This is a genomic window from Bordetella sp. 15P40C-2, from assembly GCF_009763235.1.
GTDB lineage: Bacteria > Pseudomonadota > Gammaproteobacteria > Burkholderiales > Burkholderiaceae_B > Bordetella_A.
Genome location: NZ_WSJA01000026.1, coordinates 61788 through 79082 on the forward strand (window position 1 = coordinate 61788; position 17295 = coordinate 79082).

At 62.5% G+C, this 17295-nt stretch carries 13 protein-coding genes; 11 read left to right on the top strand and 2 right to left on the bottom strand.

Annotation, left to right across the window (positions count from 1 at the left end; translation table 11 throughout):
- The first annotated feature begins 36 nt into the window (after nucleotides 1–36).
- From GOQ25_RS12930 to GOQ25_RS12945, 4 genes are all read left to right on the top strand, one after another.
- Complete coding sequence (locus GOQ25_RS12930; protein WP_160350894.1) at nucleotides 37–225, top strand: DUF3460 family protein; 189 nt, start codon at nucleotides 37–39, stop codon at nucleotides 223–225.
- A 32-nt stretch (nucleotides 226–257) separates the two neighbouring features.
- Entirely contained in the window at nucleotides 258–1142 is an 885-nt protein-coding gene (locus GOQ25_RS12935; protein ID WP_160350895.1) for a ScpA family protein, read from the top strand.
- 35 nt (nucleotides 1143–1177) lie between these two features.
- The gene (panC, locus tag GOQ25_RS12940; protein ID WP_160350896.1) at nucleotides 1178–2020 is read left to right on the top strand and encodes a pantoate--beta-alanine ligase; all 843 of its coding nucleotides are present in this window, start codon (nucleotides 1178–1180) and stop codon (nucleotides 2018–2020) included.
- 177 nt (nucleotides 2021–2197) lie between these two features.
- A complete protein-coding gene (locus tag GOQ25_RS12945) occupies nucleotides 2198–2440 on the top strand; it encodes a LuxR C-terminal-related transcriptional regulator (RefSeq protein ID WP_160350897.1) in 243 nt (80 codons plus the stop codon).
- Between the two features lie 39 nt (nucleotides 2441–2479).
- Here the strand turns inward: GOQ25_RS12945 and GOQ25_RS12950 are convergent, their stop codons facing one another.
- Both GOQ25_RS12950 and GOQ25_RS12955 read right to left on the bottom strand, forming a co-directional pair.
- Complete coding sequence (locus tag GOQ25_RS12950; protein ID WP_160350935.1) at nucleotides 2480–4483, bottom strand: PIG-L family deacetylase; 2004 nt, start codon at nucleotides 4481–4483, stop codon at nucleotides 2480–2482.
- Between the two features lie 270 nt (nucleotides 4484–4753).
- Nucleotides 4754–5491, bottom strand: a complete 738-nt coding sequence (locus GOQ25_RS12955) for a copper resistance protein NlpE (protein ID WP_160350898.1) — start codon at nucleotides 5489–5491, stop codon at nucleotides 4754–4756.
- A 180-nt stretch (nucleotides 5492–5671) separates the two neighbouring features.
- On the opposite strand from GOQ25_RS12955, the gene GOQ25_RS12960 reads away from it, so the two are divergent.
- The 7 genes from GOQ25_RS12960 to GOQ25_RS12990 all read left to right on the top strand — a co-directional run bounded on the left by GOQ25_RS12960 (nucleotide 5672) and on the right by GOQ25_RS12990 (nucleotide 17269).
- Nucleotides 5672–6526, top strand: a complete 855-nt coding sequence (locus GOQ25_RS12960; RefSeq protein WP_160350936.1) for an A24 family peptidase — start codon at nucleotides 5672–5674, stop codon at nucleotides 6524–6526.
- A gap of 133 nt (nucleotides 6527–6659) precedes the next feature.
- Nucleotides 6660–7304, top strand: coding sequence for a dephospho-CoA kinase (coaE, locus tag GOQ25_RS12965; RefSeq protein ID WP_160350899.1), 645 nt, complete (start codon nucleotides 6660–6662; stop codon nucleotides 7302–7304).
- A gap of 41 nt (nucleotides 7305–7345) precedes the next feature.
- A complete protein-coding gene (gene zapD, locus GOQ25_RS12970) occupies nucleotides 7346–8098 on the top strand; it encodes a cell division protein ZapD (RefSeq protein ID WP_160350900.1) in 753 nt (250 codons plus the stop codon).
- A 111-nt stretch (nucleotides 8099–8209) separates the two neighbouring features.
- Nucleotides 8210–9517, top strand: a complete 1308-nt coding sequence (locus GOQ25_RS12975) for an MdtA/MuxA family multidrug efflux RND transporter periplasmic adaptor subunit (protein WP_160350901.1) — start codon at nucleotides 8210–8212, stop codon at nucleotides 9515–9517.
- Nucleotides 9514–12627, top strand: coding sequence for an MdtB/MuxB family multidrug efflux RND transporter permease subunit (locus GOQ25_RS12980; RefSeq protein ID WP_160350902.1), 3114 nt, complete (start codon nucleotides 9514–9516; stop codon nucleotides 12625–12627). The genes GOQ25_RS12975 and GOQ25_RS12980 overlap by 4 nt, the downstream gene beginning before the upstream one ends.
- Nucleotides 12624–15752, top strand: a complete 3129-nt coding sequence (locus tag GOQ25_RS12985; RefSeq protein ID WP_160350903.1) for a multidrug efflux RND transporter permease subunit — start codon at nucleotides 12624–12626, stop codon at nucleotides 15750–15752. Before GOQ25_RS12980 ends, GOQ25_RS12985 begins: the two co-directional genes overlap by 4 nt.
- Entirely contained in the window at nucleotides 15749–17269 is a 1521-nt protein-coding gene (locus GOQ25_RS12990) for an efflux transporter outer membrane subunit (protein ID WP_160350904.1), read from the top strand. The genes GOQ25_RS12985 and GOQ25_RS12990 overlap by 4 nt, the downstream gene beginning before the upstream one ends.
- The last annotated feature ends 26 nt before the right edge of the window (nucleotides 17270–17295 follow it).

A 17295-nucleotide genomic window follows, 5' to 3' on the forward strand; every position in this document is an offset into this window, starting at 1 on the left:
AACTCCTGTTATCCCTAACCTGCTCACAGTTGTGTCATGGCTAAGAATTACGAATCTGAAATTACCCAGTTCCTCAAGGAATACAAGGCAGCGCATCCCGATGTCGAGCAGCGCCAGCTCGAGGGCCGCGCCCGTTTCTGGGACAAGCCCCAGGATCCCGAGCTGCTGGAATCGTTCCGCGCCGCCCGCGTGCCGCAAAAGCCTTACGTCTATCAAGGCGAATAATTCCATAGCGACGCTTGGCCTCGCGCACGCTCATGCCTACGCAGCCACCCGTCTCCGGCGATGCGCTGGCGGCTTTGGTTGAGCCGCCGGTGGACAGTACGCCCGATGTCGTCGATGCGGTGGCCTTCGCGCGCCTGTACGGCGAGCCGCTGTTTCAGCTGCCCACAGACCTCTATATCCCGCCGGACGCGCTGGAGGTCTTTCTCGAGACTTTCGAGGGGCCGCTGGACCTGCTGCTCTATCTGATCCGCAAACAGAATTTCAACGTGCTCGACATCCCCATGGCGGATGTCACGCGGCAGTATCTGTCGTATGTCGATCAGATTCGCATTACCAACCTCGAATTGGCGGCCGAGTATCTGCTGATGGCCGCCATGCTGATCGAGATCAAGTCGCGCATGCTGCTGCCGGTCAAAAAGACCGACACCGGCGAAGAGCCCGAGGACCCGCGTGCCGAGCTGGTGCGCCGCCTGCTCGAATACGAGCAGATGAAGCTGGCCGCACAAAAGCTCGACGCGATGCCGCAGCTGGGGCGCGATTTCAAAAGCGCTCAGGCGGTGGCCGACATCACCTTCGAGCGCATGCAGCCCGAGGTGGATCTCGATGATTTGCGCTCGGCTTGGGCCGACATCCTTAAACGCGCCAAGCTGAATCAGCACCATCACATCACGCGCGAACAGCTATCCGTGCGCGATCATATGACGCACATTTTGCGCCGCCTGAACGATGTGCGCTTCATGGAGTTCGGTGAACTCTTCATGGAGCGCATCCTCGAGGGCGCGCCCGTGGCGGTGGTGGTCGTGCACTTTATCGCCATGCTCGAACTCGCGCGCGAGTCGCTGCTCGAAATCACGCAGGCCGAGCCCTACGCCCCTATTTACGTACGTCTGGCCTACACCAGCGTCGCGGCCGCCTGAATATCGCGGCCTTTCCCGTTTACGGAGAGTCTCTCTTGAAAGTCGTCCACACGATCCAGGAATTACGTGATCATTTGCGCGGCCAGAACCGCGCGTCGTTCGTGCCCACCATGGGCAACCTGCACGAAGGTCACCTGGCCCTGATGAAGACGGCGCGCCAGCACGGTGATCCGGTGGTGGCAAGCATTTTTGTGAATCGCCTGCAGTTTGGCCCGAACGAAGATTTCGACCGTTATCCTCGCACGCTGCAGCAGGATATCGAAAAGCTCGAACGCGCCCGCGACGTCTACGTACTATTCGCGCCCGATGAGCGCGAGATGTACCCGGAGCCCCAGAAATTCCGCGTTCAGCCGCCTGACGATCTGGGCGATATTCTGGAGGGCGAGTTCCGCCCCGGGTTTTTCGGCGGTGTCAGCACCGTCGTGCTCAAGCTGCTGTCGTGCGTGCAGCCGCGCGTCGCGGTGTTTGGCAAAAAAGACTATCAGCAGCTGATGATCGTGCGTCAGATGTGCCGCCAGTTCCAGCTGCCGGTGGACATAGTCGCGCACGAAACGGTACGCGATGTCGATGGTCTGGCACTATCGTCGCGCAATCGTTATCTCTCGCCCGAAGAGCGCGCCGAAGCGCCGACGCTGTATGCCTGCCTGACCGACATTAAACAGCGCGTGGCCGCTGGCGAGCATGATCTGAAAGCGCTCGAGCAAGCCGCCATAGACCGATTAACCCCACGTGGCTGGCAAGTCGACTATTTGTCGGTGCGTCGCCAACGCGATCTGCTACGTCCCGAGCCCGCCGAAGTCGGCGCGGGCGAGCCTTTGGTGGTGCTCGCGGCCGCCAAGCTGGGTGCGACGCGTCTGATTGATAACCTCGAACTGTAAGCCGTTATCCCCATCTAGCAGACTCCTCAAAACGCTGCGGACCCTTGTTTTAAGGGGCTTTCAAGCGTTTTTCCCTCAGGTGTGACATTTTCGTGCCTGTCAGAACTGACAGGTGCGCGAGGGGCCCAAGTCCTGGCAGACTTGGGCGCAAAGAATGATCACAACCGAGAGGTATCCATGCCGGAGTCCACTGATCCGCCCGAAGCGCTTGCCCGTTTGCTCACTCCTCGTGAGTGCGAGGTGGCCATGCTGCTGAGCACGGGCAAGGCCAACAAAGCCGTGGCGCTAGAGTTAGGGATATCGCTGCGCACGGTCGAAGCGCACCGCGCCCGTATCTTTCGCAAGGTGGGCGTACGCAACGCCCTGGAACTGGCATGCTTTATGTGCCGCCATGACGCTTGTCCATTGAAACGGCGATGACGATTGATGCGATCAATGGAGCCGATGCGATTAATTCGATCAATGAAGTGCGTGCTCGAGAGCGCCATGGCTGCGGACATGAGGGCTCGTCACAGCCGGGTCCGCGTGCGCTATCTCGATAAAGGGGCTACCTCCCGCATCGGGCAAACCGTCGATGGCCGCGTTGCTGTGCCAACGGCCATCGCTTTGCCGCGCCAACACCGCATAGGACTGCACCGCGCCCGCACGGCGCGCCACCACATATAGCGTGCCATGCAGCAGCCGCATGGCTGGCACGGAGGCGACTTGATTCGCGAGCTCAGTCGCTTGTCCATCGTCGAGTAGCCACAGCCGACCGCCGTGCCGCTCCAGCACGGCGACGAGCATGCCGCCATCTTGGTCCAATCCCACGGCCGGGCGGCCAACGTATGGCAGGCCCAGGTCGGTCGCGGCCATCCATCGGATCGTAGCGACCGGGTCGTCTTCGCTATGGTTGGCAGCATCCTGCACGAGGCGGGTCAGATGCCGGCTAGCCCGTGCGCGCATATAAAGTTCAACGCGCCCATCGCGATTGCGAATGGCGGCCAAGCCCCCGTCGCTGCTTGGCGCGGGCAAGGGCTGCCAATCCGTCCAGGCCGAGTCATCGGCGGCGTGTCGTTGCAGCGTCATATAAGTCTGTCCCGATGCGTCGGCGGCAAACGCGATGAACCGGGTATCGGCCAACTTGGTGATCACGGCGTTGCCTCGCGCGTCGGAAAGCGCCGGCAGCGGTTGCCACGGCGACCATCCCTGATCCAGCCCCGCGAGCCTCGTCCAATAGTAATTACCATCGTTGCCCATCGCGACCATCGCCGCGTCACCGTTGGGCGCCACAGCCGGGGCGCGGGTCACGCGTATCCCCGCCATCGCCTGCCAACCGCGCCAGCCGCCATCGGCTTTCTGCTTATTGACCCACAAGCCGCCCAAGGTATCGCGCGCCACCAACCCTGCCGTGGCGTCCGGATAAGCAAAGGAAACGAGCGGGCCCGCCGTGCGGCCACCCAGCGTATTCCAGCGGCGGCTTGCGCCATCCCAAATGTTCACCGCGTCGTTGGTCTCGCCCGCCGCGAACAACAGTAGCGATCCATGAGCGTCGGAAAACAGCTCGGGCGGCGCATCCTGACGCGACACATAATAAGCGCGGCGGACCCACGCTGCCGCCGGACCCGCGGGCTCCCGACATCCTTGTGGACCGGAACAATAGTGATAGTCGTCCCAGGCATAGCGGCGAAAGATCTCCGACTTCATCAGCGCCTCCGCGTCGGCGAGGTTGGCTTCGTGTTCCTGACTCGGATAGTCGATGTAGCCGGTCTCCGCATAGTTGCCGGGCGCCGCCACCAGCGCGTCGCGCACGAGGCGGGCGCTGGCAATGTGGTCGGGATGGCCATGGCCGGCGCAGCGCCAGCACAGTTGGGTATAGGGTACGGCGATCGTATCGTCCAGATGACGTACCGTCGTGGGGTTGTAGCCGGCGATGATGCTCGCCAACGTGCGCACCAGATCCTCGCGGGTATAGACATCATGGTAGGGACCCAGCGTGTCCGCCGTCATGCCTGCGACCGATTCGGCCTGGCTCAATGGCGTCAAGCTGCCCCAGCCCTTGCCTAGCCACGGATCCTTTAACCGCATATGCCACAGCTGCACTCGCGGATTGCCTTGCAGCGTAAAACGCGCGATGTGGAAACGATCTACCTGCGCCACGTCTTCTTTCCACAGATCGGGTTGCCGCGCCATATAGGCATACGCGGCACGCACGCCGCGTTCGCGGCCTAGCATGTAACCTTCACCCTCGCCGGCATCGCTGGCGGTGAGATAGACGATCCGCACACAGCCGCCCGCCTGGATATTGGACGAAATATCCGGGTTCATGAAGAGCAGGTCGTCATCCAAGTGGGCGACAAAGGCCAGGTCTTTAATGCCCTGGCATTCTGGCAGCGCGAGGGCTAGCGGCGTAAACGCAGGCGTGGTGGTGTCCGCCCGAACCGCGATGGCAAAGCCAAAAAGCCATAGCGCCGCCAGACGCATGGCATGCACAGCACATTCCCGGAAAACACGCATAACGACCCGGCCAGCGTTAACACGATGCCAAAGGGCAGGCATCTCGCGCCGCGTCCGGGTGATCGAGTCATGACGGCATGTACCGCCCGGATGCGCGGCCGAGTGTAGCGTGCCGTGCGGGATGCAGCTATCAGGGTTCGCGCTAGTTGTATCCGTTTACGCGTGACATAGCGGATCGCGTGGGTCCCGCGCGGCGCCTCGCGTTTTAGGGGGCGCCGGACTTCGTACCGTCCTGGTTCAGGAGCACTTCGGCACGGGCGATTGCGACAGTTCGTCGATGGGGTCCAGATCCGGCTGGCGGGTGAAGTTGTAGGTCAGATTCGGCGTGACCCCTAGCACCGATGCCACACGCAGCACATTGTTTGCCGCGACCGTGAGTTCCATGAGCGGGTTGCCGTCGACATCAAAGATCAGCACGCGTGGCGGGCGTTCCGCCGTCGCGTCCCAGCAGCCTTGCTGCGTCGATGGCGCACCGGCTTCGCCCGCCTGACTCAAATAAATCGAGCGGCTGCGCCAGCGTCCGTTCGGCGCCAGCGTCAATGTCACGCGCTGGGCGGCGCACTGTTGGGACGGGGACAGGCACGGCACCGTGCCCATGTAGGTTTGCGCCTGCGGCACCAGGGCATGGGCGGCCGCAGAGGTGCTGCCAGCCGCCGCAGCCGCTGCCGCGGCTTGATTCTCGGCGACGGCGGCCTGATGCGCGGCCTCTTCTTCAGTGGGAGCGGGCTTGCGGCTTTGACCAGGCGCTGGCGCTTTCAGCGCGATTTGCAGCTGCGAGGGCGCTTGTACCAAAGGCAGAAAGCCCGCGCCCTGGCCCTGCTGCTGCGCGTCGGTAACGGTGCTTTCGCGGGGCGGGTTGTAGTAGCCCTCGGTGCGCTGCTGCGCGCATCCGGCCATCAGAACGGCACCTGCCAGGATGGTGGTGATGAAGGGCGCAGAGGGGCGGCGAGGCAAAGAGAGCGCGGAGGTAGGCATGGCGGTCGCGGCAATGAATGAGGATGAGTATGGGCGGAATTCTACGCATTTATACGCACGACCGATACGGTTCACTGCGGCGCGTCGGGTCTTGTTTGTCCGGCTCCGTTTGAACTATTGAGTCCTTGCCGGAATAATGCGGGCTTCTGATTCGCCCAGTGGGGCGCGGCTTTGATGATTATGTGGCATGTCTTTGCGATCGATCCTGTCTGGGCTGTCATGCTTGCCGCCGTGCTGGGTCTCGCGGTCGGCAGCTGGATAACCGCCGCGGGTCACAGGTTGCCGCGCATCATGGAGCGCGACTGGGCGCAGCAGTGGCAGGCCGCGCAAAACACTGGCCAAGCAGACGGCGGGGAGCACGAGCAGGCACAAGAGCAGCCCTACACGTTGTGGCGCCCGGGTTGGCATTGCACGCACTGCCATGCGCCGGTGCGCGGTTGGCAGCGCTTGCCTATCTTGAGCTGGGTGTTCACGCGTGGCCGCTGCTCGGACTGTGGCGCGTCGATCGGATGGCGCTACCCCGTCACCGAGGCGTTGACCGCAATCTTGTTCGCGCTCTGTGCGTGGCAGTTCGGACCCACACCGCTCGCGCTAGCCGCCATGGGCTTTTGCGCGTCGCTCCTGCTCTTGTCATGGATCGATCTGCAAACCTGCTTGCTGCCGGACGCGGTGACCTTGCCGCTGGCATGGGCGGGGTTGCTGGTGAATCTGCATGGCGCGATCACGCCGCTGCCGCTGGCCGTCTTGGGGGCGGTGGCCGGATATCTGTTCCTCTGGTTACTTTTTCACGTATTTCGCCTCGTCACTGGACGCGAGGGCATGGGCTATGGGGACTTTAAATTGCTTGCCGCGTTGGGTGCATGGCTCGGGCTGGCGGCCCTGCCCATGCTGTTGCTGGTGGCGTCCATCAGCGGCGTGGTGGCAGCGCTGTGCTTGCGCTTGATCGGGCGCGCGCAGGCGGGGCAGGCCTTGCCGTTTGGGCCTTACCTGGCGCTCGCGGGCGTGGTCATGCTGTTCGTGACGGTTGCGGGTTGAGGCAACCACGCCTGGAGTGTGCACCTCGTTTGCCGCCGCGTGGCGCCGGGGCGTATGCTTCAGAATCACCAGACAGACATCATCGCAACCCGCACGGCGCTTTGCCGTTCATTCGGTTTCGCAAGAGAGGGATATGTATAAGATCGGCTTGACCGGCGGCATCGGGTCCGGCAAAACACGCGTGGCCGATATGTTGGCCGAGTGGGGCGCCGCGCTTGTCGACACGGATGCGATCGCGCATGCGCTGACCGCGCCCGGCGGCGAGGCCATGCCGGCATTGGTGCGGGCGTTCGGCCCACAAGCCGCCCGCCCGGATGGCGCGATGGACCGCGCGTGGATGCGGGAGCTGGTGTTTCGCGAGCCCGATGCGCGCGCGCGACTGGAAGCCATCTTGCATCCGCTGATTGGGGAACATACCGAGCGCGCGGCAAGTCAGGCGCAAGGCACCTATCTGGTGTTTGTGGTGCCCCTGTTGGTGGAATCCGGGCGCTGGCGCGATCGGGTGGATCGGATCTGCGTGGTCGATTGCGACCCTGAAACCCAGGTCGCGCGGGTGCAAGCGCGTAGCGGGCTGACGGTCGAGGCTATCCAGCGTATTATGGCAGCACAGGCCGCGCGGGCAACCCGGCTGGCGGCAGCGGACGACGTCATCGTCAACGATGGCCAAACCACTGTCACGGCATTGCGCGCGCGGGCAAAAGCTCTGCACGACCGCTGGTGCCACATGGCGGCGGCATCGCGTCGACCGCTCATAGATGTGGCCGGCTTCCCTGACTAATCCGGCCCTTCGGGCCGCTCACCAACAGGCCTGTAGCAAGCGTGATCCTTTACGAATATCCCTTCAACGAGCGTATAAGATCCTATCTGCGACTCGAGTATTTATTCGACAGACTGTTTTTCTTTTCCGGCGAATCTGACGCGCATCATCATCAGATTGCGGTCGCCACCTTATTTGACATCCTGGACGCGACCGAACGCGCCGACATCAAGACCTCCGTGCTGCAAGATCTGGAGCGCCAGCGCATGGCGCTGGTGGCCTTGCGCGACCACCCCGGCGTGGTGCAAGACGCCCTGGAATCCATGCTGGCCGAAATGGAGCGTACGGTGGGCAATCTGGCCGGGCAGGGACGTGCCGGGCAGCCCTTGCGCGAGAACGAGTGGCTGATCAGTCTGCGCGGCCGGCTGGCGGTACCAGGTGGGGCTACCCAGGTCGATATGCCGTCCTATCATGCCTGGCAGCACAGACTGCCCCAGGAACGCGAGGCAGACCTGCAAGCCTGGATCGCCCCGTTGCGGCCCCTGCATGAGGCCGTGGCCATGGCATTGCGTCTGCTTCGTGAATCGGGCCGGCGCACCGATATGGTGGCCGATCAGGGTGGCTACCAGCAGATGCTGGCCGGGAAACTTTTTCAGCTCTTGCGCGTCTGGATAGATCCCGACGCAGGCGTTTTTCCGGAAATCAGCGCCAATAAGTATATGGTGTGGATACGTTTTTCCTCGCAAGAGGGGGATGCGAAGCCACAGCCGGTCGCGCGCGATATCGGATTCCAGATGTCATTGTGTAGCGCTTAGTACCGCGATCACAATACCTGTTGCGCTGTATTTCAGCGCGGCTTTCGCCTGTGGCAAACGTGTCGAGTTAGCGCACAATAGCGCCTCGACCTCCGTCTGACCCTAATTCCTATGCCTGAAAGCCGCCCTGACCCCACTCGCCGCACGATTACCTGGCTCGTCATCCTCTGTATGGTGGCCGCCGCCGGGGCGGCCTGGTGGGTGTTCTATAAGCCTAAATCCGAAACGGCCGTGTCCGCGCCGGCGGGGCAGTCCAGGCCTGGCGGGCGGGGCGCGGGGCCGCGTGGCGGTGCTCCCGGAATGGGCCCCGGCATGATGGCCGATACGCCTGTCCGCGTGGCGCCAGCGACCACCCGGAGCCTGGATATCATCCTGCCGGCCTTGGGAACAGTCACGGCTTACAACACCGTCACGGTGCGCAGCCGCGTCGATGGCGAGCTCATCAGCGTCAACTTCAAAGAGGGTCAACGCGTCAAGGCGGGCGATGTCCTGGCGCAGATCGATCCGCGGTCCTATGAGGTGGCTCTCGCGCAGGCAGAGGGCCAGCAGCAGCAGAATCAGGCACAGCTCGCCAACGCGCGTCGCGATCTGCAGCGCTATCAGACCTTGTTCAAACAGGATTCCATTGCGCGCCAGCAACTCGACACGCAGGCGGCGCTGGTGCGGCAGTACGAGGGCACACAGAAAATCGATCAGGCGGCCGTGGATAATGCCAAGCTGCAGCTGAGCTACACACGGGTGACCGCGCCGATCGATGGCCGTTTGGGCTTGCGTAAAGTCGACCCGGGTAACCTCGTGTCCGCGGGGGACACCGAGGGTCTGGTCGTCATCACTCAGACTCAGCCGATCTCGGTCGTGTTCTCGATCGCCGAGACGCAGCTGCCCGAGGTGCTGGCCCAGGTCCGCGCCGGACATACGCTGAAAGTCCAGGCACTCGATCGCTCGGACGAAAAAGTGATCGCCACGGGCGAACTGGAAACCATCGACAACCAGATCGACACGACCACCGGCACTGTCAAGCTCAAGGCGCGGTTCGATAACGCCGATGAAGTGTTGTTCCCGAATCAGTTCGTCAACGTGCGCCTGCTCGTGCAGACGCGCAACGATGCGACGACCATTCCTACCGCGGCCGTGCAGCAGGGCTCCGCGGGTCCTTTCGTATTCCTGTTGCGCGATGACAATACCGTCGAGGTCCGTCAGGTCGAGCTGGGTCCCATCAACGGCGACCGGGTCGGTGTAAATAAAGGCCTGGTGCCGGGCGATCGCGTGGTCATCGAGGGCACTGACCGGCTGCGCACCGGCACCAAGGTGTCGGTGGTCAACAACGACGCCACCATTCCCGCTACGCCGGGCGAGGCCTTGGGTGCCGGGTCGGCAACGCGCGGTTCTCGTAACGCCTCGGGGTCCAAGGCGCCGTGAATCTCTCCCGCATCTTTATCCTGAGGCCCGTCGCCACCACGCTGTCCATGGTGGCGATCCTGATCGCCGGGTTTATCTCGTATCGCTTGTTGCCGGTATCCGCGCTGCCGGAGGTGGATTACCCCACGATCCAGGTGGTGACGCTGTATCCCGGTGCGAGCCCGGATGTGATGACCTCGCTGGTCACTTCGCCCCTGGAACGACAGTTCGGACAGATGCCCGGCCTCAATCAAATGTCGTCGACCAGCTCGGGCGGCGCATCGGTGATCACATTGCAATTCGGGCTGGATCTGCCGCTGGATGTGGCCGAGCAGGAAGTGCAGGCCGCGATCAACGCGGCCTCGAATCTGCTGCCCAGTGATCTGCCCGTGCCGCCGGTCTACAACAAGGTCAATCCGGCAGATGCGCCGGTACTGACCTTGGCGATCAGTTCGCCCACGATGCCGCTGCCGCAGGTGCGCGATCTGGTCGACACGCGCATGGCGCAGAAGCTCTCGCAGATTCCGGGCGTCGGTCTGGTCAGCGTGGCGGGTGGCCAGCGGCCGGCGGTGCGCATTCAGGCCAATCCAGTTGCCCTGGCCTCGGCGGGGATGTCGCTCAATGACTTGCGCAATGCGATCGTGGGCGCCAACGTTAATCAGCCCAAGGGCAACCTGGACGGGCCCGAGCGATCGACCACCATCGATGCCAATGATCAGCTGAAATCGCCGACGGATTACAACGACCTCATCATTGCCTATCGCAATAACGCGCCATTGCGTCTGTCGGATGTCGCCAACGCCGTGTTGGGCGCCGAAGACGTCCGCCAGGCGGCGTGGGCTGGCGGCGAGCCCGCGATTCTGCTCAATGTGCAGCGCCAGCCCGGAGCCAACGTCATCGACGTGGTGGACCGTATCCGCGCCATGATGCCGCAGCTGCGTGCGGCCATGCCTGCCACGCTGGATGTGAACATCGTGTCGGACCGCACGGAAACGATACGCGAGTCCGTCGAAGACGTGCAGTTCGAACTCCTTCTGGCGGTGGCGTTGGTGGTGATGGTGACCTTCGTCTTTCTGCGCAGCTTGACCGCCACGGTGATCCCCAGTGTGGTGGTGCCGCTGTCGCTGGTGGGCACGTTCTGCATCATGTATCTGGCGGGCTTTAGCATCAACAACCTGACGCTGATGGCGCTGACGATCGCCACGGGTTTCGTGGTGGATGACGCCATCGTGATGATTGAGAACATCGCCCGCCATCTGGAGGAAGGCGAGACGCCCATGCAGGCGGCATTAAAGGGCGCCTCGCAAATCGGTTTTACGCTGGTGTCGCTGACGTTCTCGCTGGTGGCCGTGCTGATTCCGCTGTTGTTCATGACCGAAGTGGTGGGGCGCCTGTTCCGGGAATTCGCGATCACCTTGGCGGTCGCGATCCTGATTTCGCTGGTGGTGTCGTTGACGCTGACGCCAATGATGTGCGCGCGCCTGTTGCGGCCGGAATCGGAGCAGCGCTATGGCCGTTTTCATCGCACGACGGGCGCGTGGATCGACCGCTGCATCGCGGCCTACGACAGGGGTCTGCAGTGGGTGCTGGCGCATCAGCCGCTGACCTTGCTGGTCGCGCTGGGTACGTTTGCGTTGACGGTGTTGCTGTACATCATGGTGCCCAAAGGGTTTTTCCCGCAGCAGGATAGCGGCATGATCCAGGCGATTACCGAGGCACCCGCATCGATCTCGTTTACGGCGATGTCCAAGCGTCAGCAAGAGGCCGCCGAAATTATTCTGCAAGACCCGGATGTGGAGTCGGTGTCCTCGTTTATCGGCGTGGATGGCACGAATGCGACTCTCAATAGCGGGCGTATCCAGATCGCCCTCAAACCGCACAAGGATCGCGATGCGGATCTGACGGCGGTCACGCAGCGTTTACAAGACGCGCTGACCGAACGGTTTGGCTCGGCACAAGATGCCGCGCCAGATCTGACGGTCTACATGCAGCCCGTGCAAGACCTCACCATCGAGGATCGCATCAGCCGCACGCAGTATCAGATGACCTTGTCCAATCCGGACATCGTTGTGCTGACGGAATGGGCGCCCAAGCTGGTCGCGCGCCTGTCGGAATTGCCGCAATTGACCGATGTCACGGACGATTTGCAAAACGATGGGCTCCAGACCTGGGTCGAAATCGACCGCGATGCGGCATCGCGACTGGGCATTACGGCATCCGCGATTGACGAAGCGTTGTACAACGCATTCGGTCAGCGCCTGATCTCGACGATTTTCACGCAATCGAATCAGTATCGCGTGGTGCTGGAGGTGTTGCCGCAGTTCAGCAAATCGCCCGACTCTTTGCAGCAAATTTATCTGACCACGTCCGACGGTGCGCAGGTGCCGCTGTCGTCGGTCGCGCGCATATCCGAAGGGCGGACCATGTTGGCGATCAGCCGACTCGATCAGTTCCCGATGACGACCGTCTCGTTCAATCTGGCGCCGGGCGCATCGCTGTCGGATGCGGTCGAGGCAATAGATGCCGTCGAGAAAGAGATCGGCATGCCGGACAGTATCGACACGCGGTTCCAAGGCGCAGCGCTCGCGTTTCAGAACTCCTTGTCGAGTACGCTGTGGTTGATCCTGGCCGCTGTGGTCACGATGTATATCGTGCTGGGGGTGCTGTACGAAAGCTATATCCATCCGATCACCATCCTGTCCACGCTGCCCTCGGCGGCGGTGGGCGCGTTGTTGGCGCTGATGATCACCGGTACGCAGCTCGACATGATCGGCATCATCGGCATCATTTTGCTGATCGGTATCGTCAAGAAGAACGCGATCATGATGATCGACTTCGCGTTGGATGCCGAGCGTAAACGCGGCCTGACACCACGTGCCGCGATACACGAGGCGGCGTTGCTGCGGTTTCGCCCGATCTTGATGACGACGCTGGCGGCGCTGTTTGGCGCATTGCCTCTGATGTTGTCCACCGGCACGGGCGCGGAGTTGCGTCAACCGCTGGGTCTGGTGATGGTGGGTGGGTTGTTGGTGAGCCAGGTGTTGACGCTGTTCACCACGCCTGCCATCTATCTGATGTTTGACCGTCTGGCGCATCGCCGTCGCACGCGCGCGGTCGCGGAGCCCACATGAATTTGTCGGCGCCGTTCATCGTCAGGCCGGTCGCCACGGTATTGCTATGCCTGGGACTGGTGCTGGCGGGCATTCTGTCGTTTCGCCTGCTGCCCGTGGCGGCGTTGCCGCAAGTCGATCTGCCGATTATTTCGGTAACGGCCAGCCTGCCCGGGGCCAGTCCGGAGACCATGGCCTCCAGTGTGGCTACGCCCCTCGAACGTTCGCTGGGCAGCATCGCCGGTGTGACGGAAATGACCTCGCGCAACTCGCAGGGCTCGACCCGCATCACGCTGCAGTTCGATCTGAGTCGCGATATCAATGGCGCCGCGCGCGATGTGCAAGCCGCCATCAACGCCGCGCGTCCGCTGCTGCCTACCGGCATGCGCGGCAATCCGACCTATAACAAGGTGAACCCCTCGTCAGCGCCTATTATGGTGCTGGCCATGACCTCTAGTACCCTGAGCCAAGGCAAGCTGTATGACCTGGCCTCGACCATCGTGGCGCAGAAGCTCGCGCAGGTGAGCGGTATCGGTGAGGTCACGGTGGGCGGCAGTTCCTTGCCCGCCGTGCGCGTGACGTTAAACCCGGGGGCGTTATCGAATCGCGGTGTGTCCTTGGACGAAGTCCGCAATGCCCTGACCCAGGCCAATGCGAATCGGCCCAAGGGCATGATCGAAAACGACGAGCATCACTGGCAGATCATGGCCAGCGATCAGCTCGAACGGGCCGAACAATACCGCCCGCTTATCGTCGCATGGCGCGATGGCTCGCCGATACGGTTGTCGGACGTGGCCACGGTCGAAGATTCGGTCGAGGACTTGTTTCAGACCGGCTACTACAACAACAGCAAGGCGATATTGCTGATACTGCGCCGGCAGGCCGATGCCAACATCATCGAGACGGTCGAGGCGGTGCGCGAGCAACTGCCGCAGCTGCAGGCGCTGCTGCCGGGCGATGTCGATCTGACCGTCGCGCAAGACCGTACCCCCAGCATACGCGCCTCGTTACACGAAGCCGAGATCACGCTGATTGTGGCGGTAGGTCTGGTCATGCTGGTGGTGCTGCTGTTCCTACGTCGCTGGCGTGCGGCGCTGATTCCTAGTGTGGCGGTGCCGGTGTCTTTGATTGGCACGTTCTGCATCATGTATTGGTGCGGCTATACCCTGAACACGATTTCTTTGATGGCCTTGATTGTCGCGACCGGCTTTGTGGTGGACGATGCCATAGTCGTGCTCGAGAACATCATGCGGCATGTGGAGCGCGGCGCCTCGCCGTTGCGTGCCGCCTTGCGTGGTTCGCGCGAGGTGGGGTTTACCGTGTTGTCGATGAGTCTGTCATTGATCGCGGTGTTTATCCCGCTGTTGCTGATGGGGGATATCGTCGGGCGCTTGTTCCGCGAATTCGCCGTGACCTTGTCGGCCTCGGTGTTGGTCTCGATGGTAGTGTCGTTGACCTTGACGCCAATGATGTGCGCCAAGCTTTTGCGGCATGAGCCGCCCGAGGTTCGCGAGCCCGGTTGGCTGGCGCGCGGCTTGGAGCGTTTCTTCGATGCGTTGTTGGCGGGCTATCGGCGTAGCTTGTCCTGGGCGCTGGCGCATGGCCGTTTGATGATCCTGCTGTTGGTGGCCACCATCGGTCTGAATGTGTATCTGTATGCGGTAGTTCCGAAGGGTTTTTTCCCGCAGCAGGACACGGGCCAATTGATTGGCATGTTCCGCGTGGACCAGGGCACGTCGTTTCAGGCGACCGTCCCGAAGCTCGAACATTTCCGCAAGGTCATACTGGCCGATCCCGCCGTGGCGAGTATGACGGCCTACGCCGGCGGTCGGGGCGGCAGCAACAGCAGTTTCATGATGATCCAGCTCAAGCCGTTGGCCGAACGCAAGGTCAGCGCCAATGATGTTGTGAATCGGCTGCGTGGCAAGCTGCAGGGCGTGCCCGGCGCTCGCATGTTTCTGGTGCCGCAGCAGGATATCTTTGTGCGGGGTCAGCAGGGCAGCGGCTCTTATGACTACACCCTGCTGGCTGGCGATTTATCGCTATTGCGTACCTGGACACCGAAAGTCCGGCAGGCCATGGCCGCGTTGCCGCAATTGACCGATGTGGATTCCAGCGTCGAGGACAAAGGTCGCCAGATCAATCTCGTCATCGACCGAGAAGCCGCCACGCGCCTGGGCGTGAGCATGTCCGATATTTCAGCGGTGTTGAATAATTCGTTCAGTCAACGCCAGGTATCCGTAATGTACGGGCCTTTGAATCAATACCGGGTCGTCATGGGCGTGGAACCGCGCTTTGCGCAGGATGCGGAATCGTTAAAGCAGGTTCATGTGATCGCCGCTGATGGCGCGCGCGTGCCGCTGGCCGCGTTCGCGCGCTTCGAGATGGGGAATGCCCCCTTGAGCGTGCAGCATAACGGCTTGTTTGCCGCGGACGAGATTTCCTTCAATCTTGCCCCGGGCGTGTCGCTGGATGAAGCCGTGGCAGCGATCAATGATGCCGTGGCGCGCATCGGCTTGCCATCAGATCAGATTCAGGCGGGTTTCCTGGGGACGGCCGCCGCGCAGGCTGCCATGCAACGTCAGCAACCCTGGCTAATTTTGGCAGCGTTGGTGACGATGTATATCGTGCTAGGCCTGTTATACGAGAGCTACGTGCATCCCTTGACGATCTTGTCCACGCTGCCGTCGGCCGGGATCGGCGCGTTGCTTGCGCTGATGCTGGTGGGCAGCGAGTTCACGATTATTGCGTTGATCGGTGTGTTCCTCCTGATTGGTATCGTCAAGAAAAACGCCATCATGATGGTGGACTTCGCGCTCGATGCCGAACGCAGGCTGAACCTGTCGCCGCGCGATGCGATTTTTCAGGCATGCCTGACGCGCTTCCGGCCCATCATGATGACCACGATGGCGGCGATTTTCGGCGCGCTGCCGTTGATCCTCGCGACCGGTGCCGGGGTGGAAATGCGTTACCCGCTGGGGGTGACCATCGTCGGCGGGCTGATCGTGAGCCAGATTCTTACGCTCTACACCACGCCGGTCGTTTATCTGTACCTCGACCGTTTCCGTTTATGGGCGCGCCGCCGCACCACCCGTCGCAACGCGGGCCGTACCGGCCCTCCGACTTCTGAAGTAGAACCATCATGAACCGCGCATCAATCCCGTTGACCCTCTCGTCTTTTGCGTCGTTGCCGCGTACGCGGGTGCTGCGCGGTGTCGCGACGGCGCTATGCTGCGCATTGATGAGCGCCTGCGCGGTCGGGCCGGATTATCAGCGTCCTGCTGTCGACGTGGGCGAAGACTATAAACAGCGCAGAGGGCAGAGCGTGGGGGAGATTGGCGCAGCCGTGGCGACTGCCGCCAGCACCGAGGGATGGACGCCCGCGCAACCGCAGGATCAGATCGATCGCGGCCAATGGTGGCGACTTTATCGCGACAGTACGCTCGATGAATTGATGGCGAAGTTAAACGCCGCCAACCAGACCATCGCGCAGGCGGAAGCCAATTACCGTCAGGCCCAGGCGTTGGTACAGAACGCGCGCGCCGGGTTTTTCCCGTTCATTAGTACCGATGCCAGCGCCACGCGCAGTGGCTCGGGCAGCGGGTCCAACAGCACCTCGGGCAGCCAGTACAACCTGGGTCTCGGCGTGAGCTGGGAGGCGGATTTGTGGGGCCGTATCCGCCGCGAAGTCGAATCCAGCCGCGCGCAGGCCGAGGCCAGTTTCGCCGATGCCGCTAACGCGCGCCTGAGTGCGCAATCGGCGTTGGCGCAGAACTATTTCCAGCTGCGCGTGTTGGACGAACAAAAGCGCCTGCTCGCCTCGACGGTCGCGGCGTATGAACGATCGCTGAAACTTACGCAAAACCGTTATGAGGCGGGCGTTGTCGGCAAGTCCGATGTGACCGTTGCCGAAGCTCAGCTCGAATCCACGCGGGCTCAGCTGGTCGACTTGGAATGGCAGCGCGGGCAGTTCGAGCATGCCATCGCCGTGTTGGTGGGACTGGCGCCTTCGCGCTTCACCTTGGCAGAGGCACAAACGTTCGAACCGCAAATTCCGGATATTCCCGTTGGTCTGCCATCCCAATTACTCGAGCGCCGCCCCGATGTTGCTGCCGCCGAGCGCCGCACCGCTGCCGCCAATGCCGAAATCGGCGTGGCGCAGGCCGCCTGGTTTCCCGATTTGACGCTCAGCGCCAATGGCGGTTTTCGTAGCGGGGAGTTCGCGCAATGGCTAACGGCGCCCGCGCGGTTCTGGTCCTTGGGGCCCGCGCTTGCGTTGACGCTGTTCGATGGTGGCGCACGGAATGCCCGCCTCGAACAAACGCGCGCCGCCTATGACGCGCAGGCAGCGGCCTATCGCCTGACCGTGCTGACGGCGCTACAGGAAGTCGAGGACTATTTGATCCAGATGCGCGTGCTGGGTGAGGAGCAAGTGGTGCAACGGCGCGCTCTGACGGCCGCGCGCGAGTCGCTGCGTCTGGCGAGAAACCAATATCAGGAAGGCCTGATCGATTACCTGGATGTCGCAACGCTGGAAACCGGCGCCTTGAACAGCGAGCGCAACGCGCTTAATCTCGTGGCCAGCCGGCTCGCCGCCAGCGTGCGCTTAATCGCGGCCTTGGGCGGTGGCTGGGACGGCCTGTCGGCGCAGCAGCAGAACTGAGCGCGAGACGACCGCGTCAGCGGCGT

Bases quoted from the DNA above. Each gene is read 5' to 3' on its own strand.
- GOQ25_RS12945 (WP_160350897.1), top strand. From the start codon at position 2,198: ATGCCGGAGTCCACTGATCCGCCCGAAGCGCTTGCCCGTTTGCTCACT.
- GOQ25_RS12930 (WP_160350894.1), top strand. From the start codon at position 37: ATGGCTAAGAATTACGAATCTGAAATTACCCAGTTCCTCAAGGAATAC.
- coaE (WP_160350899.1), top strand. From the start codon at position 6,660: ATGTATAAGATCGGCTTGACCGGCGGCATCGGGTCCGGCAAAACACGC.
- GOQ25_RS12960 (WP_160350936.1), top strand. From the start codon at position 5,672: ATGTGGCATGTCTTTGCGATCGATCCTGTCTGGGCTGTCATGCTTGCC.
- GOQ25_RS12985 (WP_160350903.1), top strand. From the start codon at position 12,624: ATGAATTTGTCGGCGCCGTTCATCGTCAGGCCGGTCGCCACGGTATTG.
- GOQ25_RS12990 (WP_160350904.1), top strand. From the start codon at position 15,749: ATGAACCGCGCATCAATCCCGTTGACCCTCTCGTCTTTTGCGTCGTTG.
- GOQ25_RS12955 (WP_160350898.1), bottom strand. From the start codon at position 5,491: ATGCCTACCTCCGCGCTCTCTTTGCCTCGCCGCCCCTCTGCGCCCTTC.
- GOQ25_RS12975 (WP_160350901.1), top strand. From the start codon at position 8,210: ATGCCTGAAAGCCGCCCTGACCCCACTCGCCGCACGATTACCTGGCTC.
- GOQ25_RS12935 (WP_160350895.1), top strand. From the start codon at position 258: ATGCCTACGCAGCCACCCGTCTCCGGCGATGCGCTGGCGGCTTTGGTT.
- GOQ25_RS12950 (WP_160350935.1), bottom strand. From the start codon at position 4,483: ATGCGTCTGGCGGCGCTATGGCTTTTTGGCTTTGCCATCGCGGTTCGG.